At 63.9% G+C, this 23003-nt stretch carries 17 protein-coding genes and 2 tRNA genes; 3 read left to right on the top strand and 16 right to left on the bottom strand.

Annotated elements, in window-relative coordinates; all coding sequences use genetic code 11:
• Positions 1-14 precede the first annotated feature (14 nt).
• The 4 genes from QRN45_RS01555 to QRN45_RS01540 form a co-directional block, all read right to left on the bottom strand.
• Positions 15-794 carry a PIG-L deacetylase family protein gene (locus tag QRN45_RS01555; protein ID WP_241709161.1) on the bottom strand — a complete coding sequence of 260 codons (780 nt, stop codon included), beginning with the start codon at positions 792-794 and terminating at the stop codon, positions 15-17.
• Between the two features lie 5 nt (positions 795-799).
• On the bottom strand, positions 800-1753 hold the full coding sequence (locus QRN45_RS01550; protein WP_241709160.1) for an electron transfer flavoprotein subunit alpha/FixB family protein: 954 nt from the start codon (positions 1751-1753) through the stop codon (positions 800-802).
• A 14-nt stretch (positions 1754-1767) separates the two neighbouring features.
• Entirely contained in the window at positions 1768-2568 is an 801-nt protein-coding gene (locus QRN45_RS01545) for an electron transfer flavoprotein subunit beta/FixA family protein (RefSeq protein ID WP_078108537.1), read from the bottom strand.
• Positions 2569-2851: 283 nt separating this feature from the next.
• On the bottom strand, positions 2852-4489 hold the full coding sequence (locus QRN45_RS01540; RefSeq protein WP_284762253.1) for a S1C family serine protease: 1638 nt from the start codon (positions 4487-4489) through the stop codon (positions 2852-2854).
• A gap of 331 nt (positions 4490-4820) precedes the next feature.
• Here QRN45_RS01540 and QRN45_RS01535 point away from each other — a divergent pair, with 331 nt between their 5' ends.
• Together QRN45_RS01535 and QRN45_RS01530 are read left to right on the top strand one after the other, a co-directional pair.
• Entirely contained in the window at positions 4821-6869 is a 2049-nt protein-coding gene (locus QRN45_RS01535; RefSeq protein ID WP_284762251.1) for a TPM domain-containing protein, read from the top strand.
• A gap of 101 nt (positions 6870-6970) precedes the next feature.
• A complete protein-coding gene (locus tag QRN45_RS01530) occupies positions 6971-7759 on the top strand; it encodes a PspA/IM30 family protein (RefSeq protein ID WP_078108353.1) in 789 nt (262 codons plus the stop codon).
• A 67-nt stretch (positions 7760-7826) separates the two neighbouring features.
• Here the strand turns inward: QRN45_RS01530 and QRN45_RS01525 are convergent, their stop codons facing one another.
• The 9 genes from QRN45_RS01525 to QRN45_RS01485 form a co-directional block, all read right to left on the bottom strand.
• Positions 7827-8963, bottom strand: a complete 1137-nt coding sequence (locus QRN45_RS01525) for an acyl-CoA dehydrogenase family protein (RefSeq protein ID WP_078108352.1) — start codon at positions 8961-8963, stop codon at positions 7827-7829.
• A gap of 65 nt (positions 8964-9028) precedes the next feature.
• On the bottom strand, positions 9029-9961 hold the full coding sequence (locus QRN45_RS01520; RefSeq protein WP_241709153.1) for a cytochrome b/b6 domain-containing protein: 933 nt from the start codon (positions 9959-9961) through the stop codon (positions 9029-9031).
• Positions 9962-10051: 90 nt separating this feature from the next.
• Complete coding sequence (locus QRN45_RS01515) at positions 10052-11023, bottom strand: electron transfer flavoprotein subunit alpha/FixB family protein (protein ID WP_264636644.1); 972 nt, start codon at positions 11021-11023, stop codon at positions 10052-10054.
• Between the two features lie 14 nt (positions 11024-11037).
• Positions 11038-11805 carry an electron transfer flavoprotein subunit beta/FixA family protein gene (locus QRN45_RS01510; RefSeq protein WP_264636645.1) on the bottom strand — a complete coding sequence of 256 codons (768 nt, stop codon included), beginning with the start codon at positions 11803-11805 and terminating at the stop codon, positions 11038-11040.
• A gap of 209 nt (positions 11806-12014) precedes the next feature.
• Entirely contained in the window at positions 12015-12302 is a 288-nt protein-coding gene (locus QRN45_RS01505) for a hypothetical protein (RefSeq protein ID WP_241709150.1), read from the bottom strand.
• Positions 12303-12708: 406 nt separating this feature from the next.
• A tRNA-Met gene (locus QRN45_RS01500) sits at positions 12709-12782 on the bottom strand.
• A 186-nt stretch (positions 12783-12968) separates the two neighbouring features.
• Positions 12969-13042: transfer RNA gene (locus QRN45_RS01495), tRNA-Met, on the bottom strand.
• 172 nt (positions 13043-13214) lie between these two features.
• A complete protein-coding gene (locus tag QRN45_RS01490; RefSeq protein ID WP_078108347.1) occupies positions 13215-16214 on the bottom strand; it encodes a UPF0182 family membrane protein in 3000 nt (999 codons plus the stop codon).
• A gap of 135 nt (positions 16215-16349) precedes the next feature.
• Entirely contained in the window at positions 16350-17546 is a 1197-nt protein-coding gene (locus tag QRN45_RS01485) for a YlbL family protein (RefSeq protein ID WP_372489704.1), read from the bottom strand.
• 216 nt (positions 17547-17762) lie between these two features.
• Between QRN45_RS01485 and QRN45_RS01480 the strand changes: the two genes are divergently transcribed.
• Entirely contained in the window at positions 17763-19208 is a 1446-nt protein-coding gene (locus QRN45_RS01480) for a zinc-dependent metalloprotease (RefSeq protein ID WP_078108345.1), read from the top strand.
• Positions 19209-19223: 15 nt separating this feature from the next.
• On the opposite strand, the gene QRN45_RS01475 is transcribed toward QRN45_RS01480, so the two are convergent.
• Genes QRN45_RS01475 through nudC form a run of 3 tightly spaced genes read right to left on the bottom strand, consistent with a single transcriptional unit; the run spans position 19224 to position 22968 of the window.
• Positions 19224-19802, bottom strand: coding sequence for a M48 metallopeptidase family protein (locus QRN45_RS01475; protein WP_284762370.1), 579 nt, complete (start codon positions 19800-19802; stop codon positions 19224-19226).
• 50 nt (positions 19803-19852) lie between these two features.
• Positions 19853-21985 carry an ATP-dependent DNA helicase UvrD2 gene (locus tag QRN45_RS01470; RefSeq protein WP_284762248.1) on the bottom strand — a complete coding sequence of 711 codons (2133 nt, stop codon included), beginning with the start codon at positions 21983-21985 and terminating at the stop codon, positions 19853-19855.
• Positions 21982-22968, bottom strand: coding sequence for an NAD(+) diphosphatase (gene nudC / locus QRN45_RS01465; protein ID WP_241710501.1), 987 nt, complete (start codon positions 22966-22968; stop codon positions 21982-21984). The genes QRN45_RS01470 and nudC overlap by 4 nt, the downstream gene beginning before the upstream one ends.
• Positions 22969-23003 lie beyond the last annotated feature (35 nt).

Here is a 23003-nt window from a genome sequence, read left to right as displayed (position 1 = left end):
ACACATCAGCAATTTCAGAAACCGGCGATGGTTTGGGAACCGTTGACCTCGACCACATGGAACGCTTCGGCGCTGCGCCCATCCGGCATGCCGGCGCGCGAGGCGTTGTGCCGGAGCATGCTCCGGACGGCCCGCTCCATGCCTTCCAGGTCGGGGTGCTGGCTCGCGTGGATCCGGATCGCCGCCAGTTTCGCGTCGATGTGGTCGGTGACATCCACGAAATAGTTCTCACGGGATTCAGGACCGGCGAAGAGCCACAGCCATGGCAGCTTGTAGGCTTCGAGGCCGGCTTCCGCCAGTTCCGGGTAGGCAAAGGGGTTCTCGAGCGCGGGGTACACGGCCCGGGTCACGATCTCCCCCACGGCGAGGTGGTCCGGATGGCTCTTCTGGATCCTGTCCCAGTTGCGCTCCGGGTGCATGGCGAGGACGACGTCGGGGCGGATTTCGCGGATCAGCTTCACCACTTGCTTGATTACCGCGTGCGTCGGTTCCAAGTATCCATCGCGTTCATGAAGGTAGTGCACGTCCGTCACGCCGACGAGGGCGGCGGCTTGTTCCTGCTCCTCCGCGCGCATGGAAATGATCTCCTCGCGGTGGGCAGGATCGAAGCCGCCCGCGTCGCCGTCGGTCATGACGCAGTAGCTGACCTCGACGCCGGCAGCGGTCCAGGCGGCGATGGTGCCGGCCGCGCCGAAGTCGACGTCGTCCGGGTGGGCGGTAAAACAAAGCACCCGCTCAACGCGCTCCGTGGAGGCGTTGAACGGGCTCTTTGCTGACGTGGCGTCAGAAGACAAAGGGATCAGCCTTTCCGCTTTTTGATCTCTTCGGTGGCCTGCGGAACAACCTTGAAAAGGTCGCCGATGATGCCGAAGTCCGCGATTTCGAAGATGGGCGATTCAGCATCCTTGTTGATCGCGACGATGACCTTGGAGGTCTGCATCCCGGCCTTCTGCTGGATCGCTCCCGAAATGCCCGCCGAAATGTAGAGTTGCGGGGATACGGTTTTGCCGGTCTGGCCAACCTGGTAGTCATGGCCGATCCAGCCCGCATCCGTGGCGGCACGGGAAGCCCCGAGTGCACCGCCCAGGGCGTCGGCCAGTTCTTCCAAAGGACCGAAGTCGCCGTCGACCCCGCGTCCACCTGCAACGACGATCCGGGCTTCGGTGAGCTCGGGACGGCCACTGGCCGGCTTTTCCGCCCGCCCGGTGACCCGTGCGGCATTCGCGGTGGCATCGGCCGGGACGTCGATGGTGACGGCTTCGGGCGTGTTCGCCGCGGCCGGGGCATCGACGTCAACACTGTTCGGCTTGACCGTGAGCACGGCGACGGCGGTCCGCGCCTTGGCCGTGGTGGTGTACGAGCCAGCCAGGACCGACTTATGGGCCGTGCCGTCGGCGTCGACCCCCACGACGTCGGTGATGACCCCGGCGTTGAGCTTCACGCCCAGACGGGCCGCGATTTCCTTGCCGTCGGCCGTATTCTCGAGCAGGACGATCCCGGCTCCGGTTGCCTCGACTGCCGCGGCAAGATAAGCGGCTTTCGGCGCAACCAGGTAGTCGTCCAGGTCCGTGGCGGACGGACGGTAGATCACCGAGGCTCCGTGCGCCCCCAAGGAGGCGGCGACGTCGTCATGCAGTTCGCCGTTGACGGCGACCACCGCTTCCCCGAGGGAACGGGCGATCGTCAGGAGTTCCAGGCTGCTCTTCTTGAGCGCCGCGCCCGGGTTGTCAATGAATACAAGTGCTTTTGCCATGTGTCGGAATCCTCTTAGAGCAGCTTCTGGGCGGCCAGGAACTCAACCAGCTTGATGCCGGCGTCGCCTTCGTCGGTGATGATGGTGCCGGCAGTGCGCGGCGGCCGCGCTTCAGCGGTCTCGACGGCGGTCAGCGAACCTGCGGCTCCCACCTGCGCGGCATCGACTCCGATATCGGCGAGGGTGAGTGCCGTGATTTTCTTCTTCTTGGCTGCAAGGATGCCCTTGAAGTTGGGGTATCGCGGCTCGTTGATCTGGTCCGTCACGGATACCAGCGCGGGCAAGGTTGCCTCCACGGTGTCGGCGTGGGCGTCACCGTCGCGGCGCGCAAGGACGCGGTCGCCGTCGACCTCCAGGGAGGAAGCAAACGTGACTTGAGGGAGTCCGAGCCGCTCGGCGAGTTGCGCCGGAACCAAGGACGTTTCGCCGTCGGTCGAGGCCATGCCCGTCAGGACGAGGTCCACGGGCGAGTCGGCGCCGAGATACCGGATTGCCGCGGCGAGGGCCAGCGAGGTGGCAGCGGCGTCGGAACCCGCCAAGGCGTCGTCGCTCAAATGCGCTCCTGAGGAGGCTCCGATTTGCAAGGACTTCTTGATGGCGTTCACGGCACCGGCGGGACCCATGCTCAAGGCGATGACCTCGTTGCCTGCCTTCGCGCCTCCGCGGGCCTCGCTGAGCTGCAGCGCAGCTTCAAGCGCATATTCGTCCAGTTCGGACAGAATGCTCTCGTCGCGGTCCGTGGTGTTGCCTGGGCCGGTGAGGTGTCGGTCGAACTGCGCGTCCGGGACGTGCTTGACCAGAACAACAATCTTCAATGTGTCTCCCACTGTGTTCGAGGCAGCCTTCCATGCTCGGGAATGGCCAGCAACTAGGCGCATGGCCAAGAGTGCCCAGCGTACGGGCTCGTCTTAGCTAAGCATATTGCGCCACCACTCGGACAACGCCGGGTGTCCGCATTAACTCCTGTTTCGAGGATCGTTCCGGCTCGGAGCAGCACAGGGCATACGCCGACGGCGGGCAGCACCGCAAGTGGTGCCGCCCGCCGTCGTTGACTGCCGGCTGTTTGCCCCGCTGGAATCTGCCGCAACAGCGCAGCTGTTACGGGGCAGCATCCAGGGTCACGTCGAGATCCTGTGACTGGCCGCCGCGCTGGATGGTCACCTTGACCGTTGCACCTGCCGCCTGCTGACGGACAGCCGCGGTGAGTTGCTCGGGATCGGTAATGTCCATGCCGGCGAACTTGGTGACGACGTCGCCCACCTTGAGCCCGGCCTTCTCAGCGGCGGAACCCGCTGTCACCGCTGCGACCTGCGCACCTACCGAGAATCCGGAGCTGCTTCCAGTGGCCGACTTGGGCTGCACGCTGACGCCGAACTGCCCGTGGGTGGCCTTGCCGTTCTGGATGAGTTCCTGTGCAATACGCTTCGCGTTGTTGATCGGGATGCTGAAGCCCACACCGATGTTGCCGCTGGACGACGACGAGGAGCTGTTGCTTCCGGCGGAAGCGATAGCCACGTTGACGCCGATGATCTCGCCCTTGGTGTTGACAAGCGCTCCGCCGGAGTTGCCGGGGTTGATCGGCGCGTCGGTCTGGATGACGTTGAGCGAAACGGTGCCCTGGCCGGCGCTGCTCTGGCTCTGGCCACCGCCTGGAGGCGCGAATTGGAATCCGCCCTGGCCGCCGTTTTGCGAGTTGTCGGAGCCGCCGTTGGGAACAGCCGAGGATGCCACGCTGATGGTGCGGTTGAGCGTGGAGACGATGCCGTCGGTGACCGTGCCGGGCAGGCCGAGCGGGGCGCCGATGGCGATGGCGTTGTCGCCGACGTTGATCTTGCTGGAATCAGCCAGGGTGGCCGGGACGAGTCCGGAGGCGTTGTCCACCTTGATGATGGCGAGGTCCGAAAGCGGGTCCGTGCCAACTACCGTCGCCTTGAGGACACGTCCATCGCTCAGCCGCACCTCAATGGCGGCATTGGCGCTGGCACCGTCAAGGGTCACGACGTGGGTGTTCGTCAGGATGTGACCCTGGTCGTCGAGGATGATGCCCGAACCGGTACCGCCTTGGTTTCCGCTCGAAGCCATGATGGTCACGACGCTTGGCGTGGCTTTGGCTGCGGCCGCCGTGATGGCGTTGACGTTGTCCGTGTTGTTGACAATCACGGTTCCCGTTTGGCCGCTGCTGGCCGCCGCCGGGGTCCGGCTGCTCAACAATTGATCGCTGGCCGCCACGACGCCTCCGCCCACAAGGCCCGCTGCCAGGATGCAGGCCACCAAGGTCCCGACGCCGAAGACCGGCTTGCGCTTCGGGCCGGCTGCCGGACCGCCCGGGTGGGCCGGGAACTGCTGCGTGGAATAGTGCTGCGCAGGGTTCGGTCCGCCATAGAAGGGCTGGTGCTGCGGATAGGGGTGCTGCGGTGCCGCGCTGTGCTGGGGCGCTCCGTGTTGGGGCGCTCCGTTCTGGGGAGCGCTGTGCTGGGACTGGATCTGCTCGGTGGGGTTTTCGGCCGGCCCGTGGGCCCAAGGTGCAGGGGCTACCGGAGCCTGCGCTGTGTGGTCGGGCCGCGCGGGGTATTCGGGCTTCGCCGTGAAATCCTGACCCGGCTGGTATGCCGGCAGCGGGGCCGTAGGCTGGGAATTGGCTTGCTTGTCCGCCTCCGCCTTGCCGTTGCTCTCAGGACCATGGTTCTCGGGGCCATTGTTCTCAGGCGCGGCGCCCTGTGCTGGGTTCTCCGTCATGGGACTTCCTTTCTTCCTCGTCCCCTTAACTATCGTCGCTCTTGCTGGATCAAGAGTCGACGTTCGCTGGGAGCTTGCTGAACGCACTCATCGGAACGGTCCTGGGTCCTCGAATGGCGCCGACTAGCCCTTCAACGCTGCGGAAGGGCAGATCTCTCCCCGTTTCGCTGGCGGCATATTTACCGCTGTGGACGGCCCAAAAGGTGCACCATAGTATCAAGTGGAATTGCCACAGCGACCTGCGGCTCGACAACCATGCGTGGGGGCGCTGATGCATTCTGTTTCGATTGCTCCGGCCCGGACCAATCGCAGACGTGCTGAAGGGTTGCACATGCGGTCAATAGTGAAACGTGTACTCGCCGTCATCGGTTTGGCTGGAGTGCTGGTCCTCCCGGCCGCTGGAGCCTGGGCTGCCGACCCGGTGACGATCCCGTCCGGCCAGAACATCACTGACGACGCCGGCGTCCTTCGCGACAAGAGCGCGGTTCAAAGCGCCATCAAGTCCCTCTACGACAACCACCAGTTCAATCTGTATGTCGTGACCGAAAAGACCTTCACCAACCCGAGCACGCCCAGCGACTGGGGCAACGCAGTGGCAAAGAAGAAGTCGTTCGGATCCACGGACGTCTTGCTGGCCATCGCCACGGACGACGGCAAGGTGAACATCACCCGCGGGCCCGGGAGCAAGATCACCGACTCCCAGCGTGACGACATCCTCAAGAACGCCGTCCTGGCGAACCTTGTCCAGGGCAAGAAAAACTACGACCAAGCCGTGATCGATGCCGCCAAGGCCATCGGAGACACCCAGAATTCCGGCGCAGGCACGGCCGTGCTCGTGGGTGCCGCCGTGGTTGCGGCCGGAGGCGTAGGCACGTACTTGTACTTCCGCAACCGTCGCAAGAAGAGCCCGGCCTCCGCTGCGGGTTACGGACCGCAGGGAGAACAGCTCGATCCCCTGGCCTCCTTGAGCATCGCGGACCTGCGGCGCAAAGCCGGATCCTTGCTCATCGAAGCGGATGACACCATCAAGTCCAGCGAGCAGGAACTCGGATTCGCCCAGGCGCAATACGGCGATGCCGCCGTCGGGAACTTCACCAAGGCGCTGCTGGACGCAAAGAACCACATGACAGAATCCTTCAAGCTACAGCAACAACTTGATGACCACATCCCGGACACCGAGGAGCAGCAGCGCAGTTGGCTTGGCGAAATCATCCGACGCTCCGAGGCTGCCCTCGAATCACTGCGCGAGCAGAAGGCCGATTTCGATTCCCTGCGCGAACTTGAGAAGAACGCGCCCCAGGCTTTGGCCACGGTTGCTGCCGGCGCCGACGACGCCGAGGCAAAGATCAGCAGCGCGGAGCAATCGCTCGACGGCTTGCGCGAGAAGTACGCAGACAGCGCGCTGGGGCACGTGAGCGACAACATCACCCAGGCAAAGGACCGGCTTGCCTTCGTCCGGCATGCGACCACCACGGCACAGGAAAAGCTTGCCACCGGCGAGAGCAGCCTTGCCGCGGTAGCGGTCCGCGCCGCGGAAGAAGGCCTGCACCAGACCAACGTGCTGATCGGGGCCATCTCCAAGGTCGCTGGCAGCCTCGACGAAGCCCGGAATTCGCTGGACGGCGCCGTGGCGGACACCAGCCAGGACCTGGCCCAGGCCAAAGCGATGATCCAGTCCGGCGAACACCCGGAGCTGGCCGGTCCGGTGGCCGGAGTCGAAGCAGCGCTGGCGCAAGTCAAGATTGAAATCCAGGGCGGGAAGATCGATCCCATTGCCACCCTGGACCGCGTGGAGAAGGCCCACCAGGCCTTGGACCAGTCCCTCTCGGGCATCCGCGACCAGCAGGAACAGGCAAGGCGTGCACAGGCCGCGCTCCAGCAGACCATCATGGCGGCCCAGTCCCAGATCAGCGCTACCTCGGACTACATTGCGGCGCGACGCGGCGGGGTCGGCACCGAAGCCCGTACGCGCTTGGCCGAAGCCCAGCGGAATCTCGACTACGCCCTGTCCATTTCCAGCAATGACCCGGTGACGGCGCTGACGTACGCCCAGCAGGCCCAGGCGCTCGCGGCACAAGCCGCGCAACTGGCCCAGTCCGACGTCGATCAGTTCGGCGGCTTCGCCAACCAAGGCTACGGCCGGGGCGGCATGTTCGGTGGCGGGGGAAATGGTGGCGGCCTCGGCGGAGCGATCCTCGGCGGCATCCTCATCAACTCCATCCTCCACGGCGGCGGAGGCGGCTGGGGCGGCGGAAACAACGACGGCGGAGGCGGCGGAGGCTTCTTCGCCGGCGACGGCGGTGGCGGCGGAGGCTTCTTCGGCGGCGACGGCGGCGGTGGAGGCTGGGGCGGCGACTCCGGCGGTGACGGGAGCTTCTAGCTCGCGAAGACTAGGTGGGGGCCGGTCCCCCACGTAGAAGCGGTACAAGAACTGATCACTGGATTCAGTGGGCACCACTGAGCAGGACGAAAGGCAACACCATGGTTAAGCAGTCCATTTTCGGGCGGATCGCACAGCTCGCCAAGGCGAACATCAATGCCTTGCTCGACCAGGCTGAGGACCCCCAGAAGATGCTGGACCAGATGGTCCGCGACTACTCGAACAACATCGCCGAGGCCGAATCCGCTGTGGCGCAGACCATCGGGAACCTCCGCATGCTCCAGGCCGACTACAACGAGGACATCAAGAACGCCCAGGACTGGGGCAACAAGGCCCTCGCAGCCTCCCGCAAGGCGGACGAGTACCGCGCGGCAGGCAACGCAACCGACGCAGTGAAGTTCGACAACCTTGCCAAGGTGGCCATTCAGCGCCAGATGTCGGCCGAGAACGAGGCCAAGGCGGCCGAGCCCAACATCGCCTCCCAGTCGGAGGTCGTGGACAAGCTCAAGAGCGGCCTCGACCAGATGAAGGGCAAACTCAACGAGCTCACCAGCAAGCGCAACGAGCTGGTTGCCCGCTCCAAGACGGTCGCTGCGCAGACCCAGGTGCACGACGCCCTGAAGAGCATCGACATCATGGATCCCACCAGCGAGGTGGGCCGCTTCGAAGAGAAGATCCGCCGCGAAGAAGCCAAGGTCCTCGGCCAGCAGGAGCTGGCCGCCTCCAGCCTGGACGCACAATTCAACCAGCTTGAGGATCTCGGAGAGCAGACGGAGATCGAGGCCCGGTTGGCCGCCTTGAAGTCGGGTGGTTCAAAGGCCGCGATCGGCGCCGGCGCTGCTGCTCCGGAAGATGACACTGTGGACGAAGCAGACTTCGACAAGCTCTAGTCCAGCCAAACGAATGGCCGGGCCTCCAGTTTCCATGAGGCCCGGCCATTCGTTTTTGTTGCGCGCCTTATGCCCCGACAGCGAGCCGTCCAACGATGAGTCGCATGATTTCGTTGCTGCCTTCCAGGATCTGGTGCACGCGCAGGTCCCTGGCAATCTTCTCAAGGCCGTACTCGGACAAGTAGCCGTAGCCGCCATGCAGCTGGATGGCCTTGTTGGCGACATTGAAACCGGCGTCCGTAGCGACGCGCTTGGCCATTGCGCATAACCTGACGGTGTCCGGAGCGCCGCGATCCAAGGCGTCTGCTGCCCGGAGGACAAGGGTCCTGGCGGTTTCGAGTTCCGTATCCATGTCGGCGATATCAAACAGCAGGGATTGCTGGTTGATGAGCGGGCCGCCAAAAGCCGATCGGGACTTGAGGTAGGCGATGGACTTCTCCAGGGCCGCCTGGCCACCTCCCAGGGAACAAGCGCCCATGTTGACCCGGCCTCCGTTGAGGCCTTTCATGGCTATGCCGAATCCCGTGCCTTCCTCGCCAAGCCTGTTCGCCACGGGGACGCGTACGTTTTCGAAGATGACCTGCCGGGTGGGCTGGGCGTTCCATCCCATTTTCTTTTCATTCGGACCGAAGGACAGTCCCGGCGCGTCCGCAGGCACAACGATTGCGGTGATGCCCTGGCTGCCTGTGTCCGCAGTCCGTGCCATGACCACGTAGACACTGGAAACTCCCGCGCCCGAAATGAATTGTTTGGTGCCGTTGAGAACGTAGCTGTCGCCGTCGAGCACTGCTTTGGTGCTCAGCGCGGCGGCGTCCGAACCGGCCCCGGGCTCCGTGAGGCAGTAACTGCCCAGCGCCTCCATGGATGCAAGCTGCGGCACCCATTGCGCCCGTTGCTCATCGTTGCCGAAGGCGTCGATCATCCACACCACCATGTTGTGGATCGAAATGTAGGCCGCGATGGTGGGGTCTGCCTTGGACAACTCCTCGAAGATCAGCGCCGCATCCGTGCGGGAAAGCCCCGAGCCGCCGAACTCTTCCCTCACATAGATGCCGCCCATGCCGAGGGTGCCCGCTTCACGCAGGACATCCACAGGGAAATGCTTGGTCTCGTCCCATTCCGCGGCGTGGGGCGCGATGGCCGTTGTGGCGAAGTCGCGCACCATCTCGACCACCGCGCGCTGGTCCTCCGTGAGCTCAAACATTGGCACTCCTTTGCAGTTCTTCCCAGTTCTCCGGGTTGTCCGGTTCTACTGGCTATTCGATGCTTTTACTTGCTGACTTTGCCCATCAGCGAAGCGACGGGGCGAAGGAACAGAGGCCGCGCGAGGAACCACGCGCCCACAATGACCAAGAGGGATACGGCGAAAATGCCGAAACCAACCCAGTTGATATCGTCGCTGCCGCCGTACATGTGGTTCAGGTTGCGCAGGGCCCCGGTAGCGAGGACCAAGGTGACGTGCACGATGGTGAAGAGCACGAAGTACACCATCACCGGGAAATGCACCGCCCGGGCAAGCTCGATGGGATAGATCTTGTTGACCGTCCCGGCCTTCTTGGGCCAGGCAGAGGAGGTGCGCAGGCCGGTGATGATGGCAAGCGGGGCGGCGATGAAGACCGTGACGAAGTAGGTCAGCAACTGCAGGGCGTTGTAGTTCACCCAGCCGTCCTCAGTGGGCCAGTTCAACGAGGCGTACTGAAGGGCGGCGGAAACGGCATTCGGGAAGACATCCCAGCTGGTGGGGATGATCCGCATCCACTGCCCGGTAGCAAAAATCACGATGATGAAGACGATGCCATTCAGCACCCACAGGGCATCCAGGGTCAGGTGGAACCACAGGTCCAGGCTGATCTTGGTCGGCGCATTCTTGGTCCGGATGAATCCTTTGTTGTTGCGGGTCCATTGGGCAGGCGGCCTCTTGGCCGTGCGGACCTGCCAACCGGATCGAACGATGAGCACCATGAAGAAGACATTCAGGAAGTGCTGCCATCCGAGCCATGCCGGGAAACCCACAGGAGCGTTCCCGGGGAGGCTGGAGGCGCCCGGGAAGTCGTGCAAGAACGACTGCACACCCGACAGGCCCGTCAACCATTTGGCCAACAAGACGATGAGCAAAAGTGCCAGCAGCACGCCTGGAACCACCCAGAGGGGTTGGGACCATTTGCTCTTGGCTGCTGTCGACTTTTTGGCGGGGGTGGACATCTTCTCAGACACCTCTCGGAAGAACTTCGCAATCAGGGACGCATCAAGCTAACAGACTTTGGACCGAAGCGGCCAAAGCCTGTTACGCCGTCAGTTGGAACGGGCTTTGACGGCCTCGATGAGTTTCGGAACCACCGTGAAGATATCGCCCACGATTCCGAAGTCGGCCACCTCGAAAATGGGCGCGTCCTCGTCTTTGTTGATGGCCACGATGGTCTTTGCAGTCTGCATGCCTGCGCGGTGCTGGATGGCTCCGGAAATTCCCAGTGCGATGTACAGCTGCGGGGACACGCTCACGCCGGTCTGGCCCACCTGGGCCGTCTGGGCTATGTAACCGGCGTCGACGGCGGCACGTGACGCACCGATCGCAGCCCCCAGGGCGTCGGCGAGCTGTTCGACCAGCACGAAGTTCTCGGACGAGCCCAGGCCCCGTCCGCCGGAGACCACCGTGGCGGCAGTTCGCAGCTCGGGCCGGACGGAGACGGCAACGTCGTCGTTGAACTGGTCAATGACAGTGGCAGCGTCCGTCGTGGCTTCCAGGGACACTGTGTCCACTTCTGCCGTGGCCGCAGGAGCCTCCCCTTCGATCGCCCCCTGCCGGATGGTGAGGACGGGCAGTCCGCCTTCCACCACGGACTCGACGGTGTAGGCACCGCCAAACACAGAATGTTGGGCGACAACGGTTCCGTTGTCGCTGCGCACGCGAACCACGTCGGCGAGCACGCTTCCGCCGACCCGCACTGCAAGCCGGGCGGCTGCTTCGCGGCCGTCCACGGAGTTCGCGGTGAGGACCGCAGCCGGCCTATAGGCATCGACGGCCCCGCTCAGTGCATCCACTGCGGGTGCCACCAAGACACTGCCGGCGGCAGCGGTCACAGCCGAGTAGACCTTGACCGCGCCCAGCTCGCCGAGGCGCGCGACGTCGTCGTCCGCCAAGGGAGCAGCCGACACGACGACGGCGACCGGCGAACCGAGCGTCGCTGCGGCAGCCAGCAGTCCGCGGGCGGAAGCGGCAATCCCGCCGCGGTGGGAAACTTCAATGAGTGTCAGGATGTTCGTCATTTTCTTGTCCTCCCTCAGACCAGTCGGTTGGCGACGAGGAACTCGGCCAGTTCGCTGGCTGCGTCCCCGTCATCGATGAGTTTCCGTCCGGCTGCGCGCGGCGGGCGTTCAGCGGTGGAGATCACCACGCTGCGGCTGGGGGTCGCCGCGACGCCGAGATCTGCGACGGACAAGGTGATCACGGGTTTGCGCTTGGCCGTCAGGATGCCCTTGAAGTTGGGAAACCTGGCCTCCGGGAAACGTTCGGTCACCGTGAGGATGGCGGGCAATCCGGCGCGGACGTTGAGAGTCCCGCCCTCGCCCTGGCGAACGCCGCGTACGCCGTCGTCGGCGATTTCCGCGGAGATCAGCGATCCCAACAGCGGCAACTGGAGATGTTCGGCAATCATGGCAGGCACGACGCCGGCGCGGCCATCCGTCGATTCGTTCCCGGCCACCACCACGTCAAATCCTGTGGACCTCAGCGCTGCCGCCAAGGTCGCGGCTGTACGCCCGGTATCGGCGCCGCTGAGGGAATCATCCACGACATGGACGCCTGAATCGGCTCCCATGGAAAGGGCCTTGCGCAGCGACTGGGTGGCTTGATCGGGCCCCATGGTCATGGCCACTACTTCAGTGCCCTTGTTCGTATCTTTGATGCGCAACGCGGTTTCGAGGGCGCGCTCGTTGATCTCATCGACAACCAAATCGGTGGACTCACGGTCCAGCTGCCCGGTTGCCGGGTCGAGCTTCCGTTCCTCAGCCGTATCCGGCACTTGTTTGACGAGCACGACGATCTTCATTCAACAGCTCCCTCGATGCAAATGGCTGACGCTTGGAATCGAGAATACTAGGAACTCCTAGTATTTACCATGGAGCGAAGGAAGGAATACTTGGAACTCCTAGTGATTCTTCCGGGAGGCGGGCTTTTCCGCATCGGTTTTGGTATGCGTCTTTGGTATGCGTCCCAGGCGCAGTCCCTCAAGCGTGCGGCCTCCAGGGGGTTGGATCGTCAGCGCGGAGCGGGAGTCGCAGGGTCCCGGCGTCGGGCGAACTGGATCATCCTGGCCAACATCGTCAAGGCAACGACAACGGCGAATCCGGCAAACGTGGGCCGGGCTTCCAGGGCCAAGGCGCCATTTTCACTTCCAGCGGCGACCGCCAGGAATCCGGGCAAACTGACGGGCGAACCTGTCAAGATGGCGATCAAGCCGGTAGCAATACACAGGACAAAAACCAGTGCGACGCCCGCAGCCGCTCCATCCGCCGACGCGCCCACGACCTTCAAAAGCTTTTTCATCGAAAGATCCTCCTCGAACCGGCCAACGCGGAGCGCCCCCGGGAGTTGTTCCCGGCGCTCCGCTTGGAACTCGTCAAGCTTCGGTACCCGGGAGAACACTGCCACAATCCCCCGCCCAAGAAACTAGCCCTAAATTGCGCCTTTCAGGGGGCGAAGTGGCCAAAATCCGTGCAAAATGGCCCAAAATCAGTGTACTTTCCGGCAATCTCAGTGTGGATCTCAGCGCTTCTACGTGTGGAAAAACGAATCACCCGGAATGGCCCGCATAGCCGTCAAAGACTGTGTCCAAGACGTCCCCAGGCAGTACACACGCTGTGTCCCATACCCCCGGGAAAGCGGGAAAGCCGCAAGAGCAGGAGTTAAACGAAAGAGTCCGCCCAGGCGGGCGGACTCTTTCGTTATTTAGTTGCGGGGACAGGATTTGAACCTGTGACCTCTGGGTTATGAGCCCAGCGAGCTACCGAACTGCTCCACCCCGCGTCGCAAAATCAACTCTACCGCACATTCAAGGACACCTCTGACCACCCGGGTGTGGGCTGCGGCACGTTGGGACTCGGCGCCGTCCCAGGCATGCGCTCTACCCATTCCGCCCTCCCCAGCCACACATCGGCGGAAAACAAAAAAGATCCGGCACAGTGTTTCCACTGTGCCGGATCTTTTCTCCAGTTGCGGGGACAGGATTTGAACCTGTGACCTCTGGGTTATGAGCCCAGCGAGCTACCGAACTGCTCCACCCCGCGTCGCAAGAACTACTTTACCCGCAGGTGAATGTCAGGCCAAATCCAGACGACGTGACCTCCGTCTCCCTCGCCCCGGCCTCCCGATCAAAAGAAAGACCGGGCCAACCCACTATGGGCTGGCCCGGTCTTTCATACCCCCGGCCAGGGCGAAATCAGCCGGCTGGAGAATTGCCTACTTGCTCGGCGAAGGGGACGGCGTCGGCAACGGGCTCGCCGACGGGCTTGCACTCGCTGACGGAGCCGGGGCGACGCCAAGCCGCGACTCGGCGTCGAGAGCTTTCTGTATTGCTGCGGACAGAAGGTTCTGCTGGGCGCCGTATCCCGCGAAGTCACCCTTGGCCAGGGCGGCCTGTCCATCTTGGATGGCCTTGTTTGCCTGATCCAACGCAGCCTTCAGCTGAGCCTGGGCATCCGCCGCGGCAGGGGGTGTAGTACTCCCTGGCGGAGTGGTGGTGGTCTGGCCGTTATTGGCCGAGTCTCCTGCCGAGGCACCGGAATCGCCGCCGAACAAGACCTTCAGCGCCGCATCCAAGGTGGACGCGAAACCTACCTTGTCACCAAAGGCTACGAGCACTCGCTGAAGCGTCGGGTAGGACGTTTCGCCAGTTGACTTCACGTAAACCGGCTGCACGTAAAGCAGGCCGCCACCCACCGGCAATGTCAGAAGGTTGCCGTTGAGCACATCGGAAGCTCCTTGCCTGAGCAGGTTGAGTTGCTGCGACACCTCAGGATCAGAGTTGAACTTGTTCTGCGCCTGGCCCGGGCCCGGAACCTGGGTATCCGTGGGCAATTGGAGCAATCGCAACTGGCCATATGAGTCCGCCTTCACCCCCTTCTGGTTGCCGGCGTCGGAGTCGGCAGCCAGGAAGCCATACAGGATGTTCCGGGCGTTTCCGTTGACTACCTGTGGAATGAACGAGGAGGTCAGCTGGAACGCCGGCTTGGTCTGGCCGGGCATCTGCAGGGACAGGTAATACGGAGGCTGCCGGACGGGATCAGTGACTGTAGGATCGTTCGGCACGCTCCACGCGTCGTTGTTCTGGTAGAAGCTGTCCGCGTTGGTCACGTGGTAACGGCCAAGCAGCTCCTGCTGGACCTTGAAGAGATCCTCCGGATAACGCACGTGGCTCATCAGCTGTCCGGACATCTCCGAGATCGGTTTGATGGTGCTGGGGAAGATCTTCTGCCAGGACTTCAGAATGGGGTCCTGGTCGTCCCAGGCGTACAGCGTCACTGAGCCGTCATAGGCGTCAACAGTCGCTTTGACCGAGTTCCTGATGTAGTTGACGGAGCTGTTCGGCAAGACCGCAGTGCGCCCGGAGGTCGTTTGCGAGTCAGCGGTGGCGGTTTGCAGTTGTTGCTGCTGGGAGTAGGGGAAGTACTGGCTGGTGGTGTAACCGTCCACGATCCACTTCACCCGGCCATCAATAACCGCCGGATAGGCGCTGCCATCCACGGTCAGGTACGGAGCGACCTTTTCAACTCGATCTCGCGGAGAGCGGTCGTAGAGGATCTGGGACTTCACATTGACGCCGTCAGACAGCAGCAGATCCGAGGACTGGAACTTGATGGAGTACAGGAGGCGGTTGAACCAGTTGCCCACGCTGGGGCCACCATTGCCGGTGAAGGTGTACTGCGTCTCGGTGGTGCTGTCCGTGGCGGCAGGACGGTCCTGCTCGCGCTGAGGAGCACCGTCCGGGGCGCCGACAACCGAGTAGTCAGGCGAATCCTCACCGAAGTAGATGCGGGGTTGGTAGCTCGTATCGCTGCCTAGGATACCCATGGACGGAATCCCGGACAACAGGAAGTCCGGCTTGCCGTCGACGGTGACCGTGTTGCCCTTGGCAGCCACGACGCCGTAACCGTGTGTGTAGACGATGTGCCGGTTGACCCAGGTCTGCTGGCTTGCGTTGAGCCCGTCCTGGTTCAACTCACGGACTGCGATCACGGTGTCCTGGGTCTTGCCGTCCACGGTGTAGCGGTCGACGTTCAGGGACTTGGGGAACTGGTAATACGGACGGTACTGCTCCAACTGGGAGAACGCAGAAGAGACAAGGTTCGGGTCCAACAACCGGATATTGGCGGTGGTCTGCGCATCCTTGGCAAGCGCCCCGGTCTTGGCGTCCGTGGTGGCGTTATACGGGGATACCTGAATCTTGTCCAAACCGTACGCTGCCCGGGTCATCGAAATATTGCGATCGATGTACTTGTTTTCCAACGTCTGCTCAGAGGGGCGGACCTGGAACTGTTGGATGACCCAGGGGTAGACCCCTCCCGCGAGGATGGACGTGATGATCAGCATGGCCGTGCCGATGACCGGCAGGCGCCAACGCCCGATCACGGCGGCCACAATGAAGAGGATAGCCACCAGACCCGCGGCAACGGCCAGGATTGTCTGTGTGGGGATCACCGCGTTGACGTCGGTATAGAGGGCGCCGGCCCAGTGACCGCCTTGGTTTTGAACGGTGTCGTAGACGTTGAGCCAGAAGTTGGCTCCAAGCAGCAGCAGGAAAACGGCTCCGGTCACGGCGAGGTGGATTTGGGCTGCACGGCTGGTGAAGATGCCGCGCTCCATGAGCCGGATGCTTCCATAGAGATAGTGGGTGAGGATTCCGGCGATGCCGGCGATCACCACAACACTCATGAGGAAGCCTGTGGCGAAGCCGAGGAACGGCAAGGTCATGAGATAGAAACTGATGTCCAGGCCAAATTGCGGGTCGCTCTGGCCGAACGGCACCTGGTTGAAGAACAAGAGCACCGCTTGCCACTGGCTCGCGGCCGCGCTGCCGGCGAAGAGGCCGAACAGCACGGGGATGCCGATCATGACCACGCGCCGCACAGGTTCGAGTTGAGCCTGGTACCGGTTCAGGTTGTCCCTGACCTCGGCGTCCGGGGCGTAGACAGGCCGTGCGTGATAGGCGACGCGGATTGCGTAGAAAATCGGCACGGCCATCAGCACGAAGCCCGCGAGGAAGATCAGGATCCGGGCCAGGTTCTCCCGGAAATAGACTTCGAAGAAGCCCAACTGCTGATACCAGAGGACGTCTGTCCACACATTGGCGAAGAAAATGAATCCCACCACCACGACGGCGACGATGATCAAAGTTGGAGTGAGGGCACCCCGTCTCCGCTGCGGTCTTCCGGGCGGGCTGGTGCTGGCTGGACGGGACAAACTCGATACCTCATCGCTGGTCGTCAGTTTACGGTCATCAGTGCGTGTGTGTTCGTCGGCCCCGGTGCCGGGTGCTAATGGCGGAGGCCGTCATTAGTGCCACGAGTGGCAGTGGAGCTAAGTTCCATCATCAGTCTAGTTGTTGGAGCATGCCGGGAGGCGGGACATGTCCTGGCCCGAGGCGAGTCGTTCAACGGCTGATTTTGCGTCCGCCAGAGTATCCACTTTGACTACCTGCAGCCCGTCCGGAATGTGCCCCACGACCTCGTCGCAGTTGGCGGCGGGCGCCAGGAAAAGGGTGGCGCCGCCATTGCGGGCTCCGCGCATTTTCTGGGCGATTCCACCAATCGGGCCGACGGTGCCGTCCGGCGAAATGGTGCCCGTGCCGGCCACATGCTTGCCCCCCGTGAGGTCGCCGGGGGTGATGCTATCGATGATGCCCAGTGCGAACATCATGCCGGCACTCGGTCCGCCCACCTGGTCCAGGGAGATCTTGACGTCGAACGGGAAGGTGAACTTGTACTGCAGCAGTACGCCCAGGATGTACTTGCCGTTTGAGCCCTTGCCCGGGGTGATGCTCACCGTTACGGGCTTGCCGTTCCGGTCGACCACGACGGCGGCCGGCGCCCCCGCGCCGGCCGCCAGTGCGGTTTGGACGACGTTCAGGGACGTGATCGCCTTGCCGTTGATCGAGGTAAAGACATCCCCCGCTTGGAGTTTGCCTGAGGAGGCCGAGCCGTCGGACAGCCCCGCGACTTCAAGCTTCTGCCCGTACGGAATGTTTTCCTCCTGGAGGGCCGAGGCAACGGCGTTCTCCTGGGAGGTGGTCATGGCAACCGCGCTTTCCTGTTCGGATTGCTGCCTGGTGGTGCCCTTGGGATAGAGAAGTTCTTCGGGATATACCGCCTTCGAACCGTCCAGCCATGCTTGGAACGCCTCGAAAATGTTGACGGGTCCGTTGGGGCCGCCGTTGATGTAGACGGTGGTCAGGTCCAGGTTGCCCTTGGCGGGATATGTCGCGTGTCCCGTGATGCTGATGACCGGTTTGTTGTGGTCGGTGCCCAAGGTGTTGAACGTCGGACCGGGAGATTCCACGACGTAGGGAACAGGGAGGACAGCCGCGGCGATTCCCAGGACGATGGTCAGCGCGCCGGAGACCAGCATCGCGATGTACCGTCCGTCCCGGCGACGTGGCGGTTGGGGCGGTTCCTGCGATGGCGCGGCGTCCCCCGCCGCGAAACGGCCGTCCGACGTCGGGACGCCCTGGGGGGTGGAGGGGCCGAGAGGCTGTCCGGGTTCCGCGGCAGCTCCGGGGCTCGGCAAACTAGTCAATGAAAGGCCTCTCCGCGCCGGGAACTGTGTGCCCAACGCTACCGTTTCGACCCCCTCAGGGTGGAGGCCAGTAAACATACCAACGATCCACCCTACTTGCTGTGCCTGCCAGACGTGCTTTGCCTAGAGCGAACGACGCGTTCCTGAGGCAGACAGCCCCCGGGCATCGCGGTACCTTGAAAGTGATCACCAGTCACACCGACGATCGGCGGCACCATGACCTCCAACCCCAATACCCCTCCTAATGGAGACGATTCACCCGTGGATCCCTTGGCAGAAATGCTGAAGAACCTGATGGGCGGGCAAGGCATGGGCAACATCGACCCCGCCGAACTGGCAAAGGCCGCAGGGCTGCCAAACGACCCCAACATGCTGCAGCAAATGTTCGCCCAGGTACAGGCCATGATGAGCTCCACTTCCGAGGGCCCTGTCAATTGGCAGCTCGCCCACGAGAACGCCCGCCGGGTTGCCGCTGCCGGCACTGATCCCTCGGTGAACGCCGTGCAGGCGCGCGAGGTCGACGAAGCGCTCCGGCTCGCGGAACTCTGGCTCGATCCGGTGACCGATCTTCAGGCAACCGGCCTCATCGGCCGCGCTTGGTCCCGCGCTGAATGGGTGGAAGCTACCCTCGCTACGTGGAAACGGCTCACGGAGCCGGTGGCCAACAGCATCGCCAACGCCCTGTCGGACGCGCTGACCCAGCAGATGCCGGAAGAAATGAAGGCCATGATGGGCGGCACCTCGTCCATGTTGCAGAACATGGGTGGAGCAATCTTCGGAATGCAACTGGGCCAGGCCATCGGCGCCCTGTCCGCCGAAGTGGTCAGCTCCACCGACATCGGCGTCCCACTCGCCGACCTCGAAATGGCGTTGCTGCCAGCCAATGTGGCGAAGTTCGGCGAAGGCCTGAGCGTCCCTGAGAACGACGTCCGGTTGTTCCTCGCCGTCCGTGAAGCCGCACATGCCCGGCTCTTTGTGCAGGTTCCTTGGCTGCGCGGCCATCTCCTCGGAGCGATTGAAGCGTATGCCCGGGGCATCCATATCGACTTGTCCCGCGTGGAGGATCTCGCCCGGGACCTGGATCCCGGCAACCCCGAGGGCATTCAAGAAGCCCTCTCCCAAGGGGTATTCACCCCCGAACGCACTCCCGAACAGTCGGCTGCCCTCGAGAAACTCGAAACCGCCCTGGCGCTGGTTGAGGGCTGGGTGGACGAACTCACGGCCGCCGCCACCGAGAACGTGCTGCCATCCGCCGTCGCCCTCCGCGAGACCGTGCGCAGGCGCCGCGCCACGGGAGGACCCGCCGAACACGCGTTCTCCTCGCTGGTGGGACTCGAGCTGCGCCCGCGGCGCCTGCGCGAAGCCGCGACGCTCTGGGCCGCTTTGAAGGACGAACGTGGAATCGCCGGCCGCGACGCCATCTGGCAGCACCCCGACCTGCTCCCCACCGCGCATGACCTCGACGACCCGGCGGGCTTCACCGAACGGCGCCGCTTGGCTGAAGCCAGCGACACCGAGGTGGACGATGCATTGCAGAAGCTCCTTGAAGGCGGCTACGACGCTCCGAAGGATGAGGAGAACACAGAGGGCACCCCGGAGGCTCCGAAGCCTGAAGACGGAGATTCGCCCGATAACACGGGACCCGAAGAGCCCAAAGGATAGCCGCTCCTGAAACGCCTAGTCGGCGTCGGCGTCCCAGCCCCCGGCTGGTGCGCCGGCGCCTTCTTCATCCGGTCCAAGCCCCCGCGACGTCGCAAAGGCGACGCCCTCCAGGAAGGCCTTCGCCCGCTGCGTTTCGGGGTACTCCTCCAGCAGGCGCCAAAACGCGGCATTGTGCCCGGCCACCAGAAGGTGCGCGAGTTCGTGGAGCAACACGTAGTCGATCACCCATTGGGGCATGGCCCGGAGCTTGTCCGAAAGCCGGATGGTCCCGTCCGCGGGAGTCGCCGAGCCCCACCGTGACTTCTGGTTGCTGACCCAGCGGACCGACGTCGGGGCCGCACGGCCGCCCAGGTACCGTGACGAGAGTTCCGCGGCGTGAGCGGCAAGGGCCGCGTCGCTCGCGGGCCTCCTCCTGCCGGCACCCTGAGCGCCCCGCTCCCCCTGCCTCTTGAGCTTGTCCAGCATCCGCCGGACCCATTCATTCTCCTGGGCCTTCGTGAAGTGGGCAGGGATCGCAATAACGGCGTTCCCGTCCTCCCAGAAGGCCGCCACGGTGCGACGACGGCGGGCGGAGCGACGAACGACGACAGGCATGCCGTCGTCGGTGGTCAGCGGCAAAGCCGGCTGGCGCGCGACCGGAGGCACTAGGCAGACCCGTTCTCGACCAGAACCGCCAGCACGGCTTCGCCGTACTTTTCCAGCTTGGAGGGTCCGACGCCGGCGAGTTTCGCAAGCTCCTCAAGCGAAGCGGGCCGGGCTTCGGCGATGGCCGTCAATGTCGCGTCCGTGAAGACCACGTAGGCGGGGACATCGTTGCTCAAGGCCTCTTCCTTGCGCCATTGCCGCAAGGCCTCAAAAGTCTGTTCTTCGTACGTAGGCGGGCACTGGCTACAGCGACCCACTTTGCGTTCGGCGCCAGTGGCGAGCATCGTGCCGCAGACCCTGCACGACGCCGGTGCTGCCGCCTTGCGCCGTGGAGTGGCGCGGCTGCGCGCGCTGGCTCCGAGCACCGAATCGGGACGGAGCCCGTCGAGGAAGCGCGAAGGCTTGCGATTGGCACGGCCGCCCGGCGTGCGGGCCGTGGACCAGGACAGGTTCAGGTGCTCGCGCGCCCGCGTGATCCCGACGTAGAGAAGTCGGCGTTCTTCGTCCACGCTCTCGGGAGTGTCGGCAAAGGAAATAGGCATGAGTCCTTCGCTCAAGCCGACCAGGAACACGGCATCCCATTCCAGGCCCTTCGCGGCGTGCAGCGATGCGAGGGTCACGCCCTGGACCGTCGGCGCGTGCTGCGCAACCGAACGTTCCTGGAGTTCGTTGACGAATTCCATCAAGGTGAATTCCGGCCCACGGCTGACAACAAGTTCGTCCGCGAGTGCCACCAGTGCTGCCAGCGACTCCCAGCGTTCGCGGAGGGCACCGCCGCTATGTGGGGCGGCATCCGTGTAGCCGAGCGAAGCCACGATGTCCCGGACCAGTTGGCCGAGCGGTTCCTTGCCGGAATCCTCGGCAACGGCACGCGTGGCCGCCCGCAGCTGCAGGATGGCGTCGCGGACTTCCTTGCGGGCGAAGAAACGCTCACCGCCCCGCAGCTGGTAGCCGATACCCGCAGAGGCAAGAGCTTGTTCGTACGCTTCCGACTGGCCGTTGGTGCGGAAAAGCACGGCAATCTCGCTCGCCTTGGTGCCGGCGTCGATCAATTCCCGGATCCGGCCCGCGACCACCGCCGCCTCGGCTTCGTCGTCGGGGCACTCCATGAACCGGGGCTCAGGTCCGGCCGGGCGCTGGGCTACCAACTGCAGGGGCTTGGCCCAAGCGGCGTCGGCAACCGTCCCACCACTGCGGCGGGATCCCAGGAGATCGTTGGCGAGCTTCACCACTTGGGGCGTGGAACGGTAGTCGCGAACGAGTTTGACGACCGTCGCGGAAGGGTAATGGCCCTTGAATCCGAGGAGATGCTTGGGAGAGGCTCCCGTGAAGGAGTAGATGGTCTGGCTGGAGTCGCCCACTACGCAGAGTTCGTCGCGGCCGCCGAGCCACAGCTCCAGAAGCCTCTGCTGGAGCGGGGAAACGTCCTGGTACTCGTCCACGACAAAGTGCCGGTACTGCTCGCGGACCGTGGCTGCCACTTTCGGGTCCTCCTGGAGGATGCCCACCGTGATCAACAGGACGTCCTCGAAGTCGATCACATTGCGGTCCGTCTTCACGTCCTCGTAAGACTGGAAAACCCGTGCGACGGCGGTGAGGTCGAAGCCTCCCGGAGTGCCGCGGCCGTGCGCGTTCTCAAGGTAGTTGGCCGGCGTCAGCATGGAAACCTTGGCCCACTCGATCTCAGCAGCAAGATCACGGATGGATGCCCGGTCCGTACTCAACCGGAGCCGCCGCGCGGCTTCGGCGATCATGTTCGCCTTGTGGTCCAGCAAGTTCGGCAGGACGCCGCCGATTGCCTGCGGCCAGAAGAACTGGAGTTGCCTGAGCGCCGCAGCGTGAAAGGTGCGTGCCTGGACGTTTCCGACGCCGAGATCCCGCAGCCGGCTGCGCATCTCGGCGGCCGCCCGGGACGTGAAGGTGACGGCCAGGAGGCGCTGCGGGCTGTAGACACCGGAGTGCACACCGTAGGCAATGCGGTGCGTAATGGCCCGGGTTTTTCCCGTACCCGCTCCGGCCAGGACGCACATCGGCCCGTTGAGGTTGCTGGCGACTTCCCGCTGCTCGGCATCAAGGCCGCCGAGAATCCGGTCCTCGAGTGAAACGGTCTCGCTGAAAATACCGTCCGTCACTGCTGGAGGTCCTCGATGACGCCGCCGTACCAGTGCTCGATCAGGGAACGCGCAATCGAAAGCCTCGTGGAGATCGTGATTTCACCGCTGAGCACGGCTGCCTGGAGTTCCGCGCGGCTGAACCAGCGCGCCCGGGTGACCTCGACGCCGTCGGGCCGGGCCTCGACGTCGTCCGTTGTTGCGGTGAACCCGAGCATGAGGGAGGCCGGAAACGGCCACGACTGCGATCCAAGGTACTGGCACGCGGTGACCCGCACGCCCACTTCTTCGCCGATTTCGCGGACCACGGCCTGTTCAAGCGATTCCCCCGGCTCCACGAAGCCGGCCAGCGTGGAGTAGTTCTTGGCGTCAAGCGGCCCTCCTCCGCCCAGGAGCAGCCTGCCGTCGGAACCGACCACGGTGACGATGATGGCCGGATCGGTCCTTGGATAGTGTTCCGATTTGTCCCGCGGGCACCGCCGGACCCAGCCGCCGGCTTCGATTTCCGTGGGAGTTCCACACTGCGGGCAGTGGGTATGGGTTGCATGCCAGTTGGAAATGGCGCTGGCCTCAACAAACAAGGCCGTGTCCATGGCACCGAGACGGGCAGCGACCTCCCGGAATCCTGCCCAGGAACCGTCGGCCGGAAGGCCCGCGGCTCCGGGCGAAAGCGGCTCGGCGGGCACAAAGAGGACGATGGGCGTTTTCTCCGGGGCCGATGAAGCAGCGAGGGTCCGGCCGAGATAGATGGCAGTGAGCGGTCCGCCAGCCGCTTGAAGGGCGTCGAAGAGCGGCGCGGCGTCGCCCAGCCACAGCTTGTCGCCCACGACGAGGGCTTGGCGCTGGGACAACACCATGGCTTTGGCCGCGCCCGAGGAGATCACTTCATCCAGCATGCCTGGCTTCAGGCGTTCGGCAGATCCGCGGTCAACCATGGCTGGGCGCACCGGAAGAACGGTATCGATAAGGTGGTTTGCCGGCGCCTGGAACTCGGTGAAACTCATGTACCTACCGTACTGACTCGCACCGACAATTGACA

Source organism: Arthrobacter sp. efr-133-R2A-63, from assembly GCF_030209795.1.
In the GTDB taxonomy this organism is placed as follows: domain Bacteria; phylum Actinomycetota; class Actinomycetes; order Actinomycetales; family Micrococcaceae; genus Arthrobacter; species Arthrobacter bambusae_A.
This window is presented reverse-complemented; position numbering and strand designations above follow the sequence as displayed.

Excerpts from the sequence above, each read along its gene's own strand:
- QRN45_RS01550 (WP_241709160.1), bottom strand. The coding sequence starts at position 1,753 with ATGGCAAAAGCACTTGTATTCATTGACAACCCGGGCGCGGCGCTCAAG.
- QRN45_RS01535 (WP_284762251.1), top strand. The coding sequence starts at position 4,821 with ATGCGGTCAATAGTGAAACGTGTACTCGCCGTCATCGGTTTGGCTGGA.
- QRN45_RS01530 (WP_078108353.1), top strand. The coding sequence starts at position 6,971 with ATGGTTAAGCAGTCCATTTTCGGGCGGATCGCACAGCTCGCCAAGGCG.
- QRN45_RS01525 (WP_078108352.1), bottom strand. The coding sequence starts at position 8,963 with ATGTTTGAGCTCACGGAGGACCAGCGCGCGGTGGTCGAGATGGTGCGC.
- QRN45_RS01520 (WP_241709153.1), bottom strand. The coding sequence starts at position 9,961 with ATGTCCACCCCCGCCAAAAAGTCGACAGCAGCCAAGAGCAAATGGTCC.
- QRN45_RS01475 (WP_284762370.1), bottom strand. The coding sequence starts at position 19,802 with ATGCCTGTCGTCGTTCGTCGCTCCGCCCGCCGTCGTCGCACCGTGGCG.
- QRN45_RS01515 (WP_264636644.1), bottom strand. The coding sequence starts at position 11,023 with ATGACGAACATCCTGACACTCATTGAAGTTTCCCACCGCGGCGGGATT.
- nudC (WP_241710501.1), bottom strand. The coding sequence starts at position 22,968 with ATGAGTTTCACCGAGTTCCAGGCGCCGGCAAACCACCTTATCGATACC.
- QRN45_RS01480 (WP_078108345.1), top strand. The coding sequence starts at position 17,763 with ATGACCTCCAACCCCAATACCCCTCCTAATGGAGACGATTCACCCGTG.
- QRN45_RS01505 (WP_241709150.1), bottom strand. The coding sequence starts at position 12,302 with ATGAAAAAGCTTTTGAAGGTCGTGGGCGCGTCGGCGGATGGAGCGGCT.
- QRN45_RS01540 (WP_284762253.1), bottom strand. The coding sequence starts at position 4,489 with ATGACGGAGAACCCAGCACAGGGCGCCGCGCCTGAGAACAATGGCCCC.
- QRN45_RS01510 (WP_264636645.1), bottom strand. The coding sequence starts at position 11,805 with ATGAAGATCGTCGTGCTCGTCAAACAAGTGCCGGATACGGCTGAGGAA.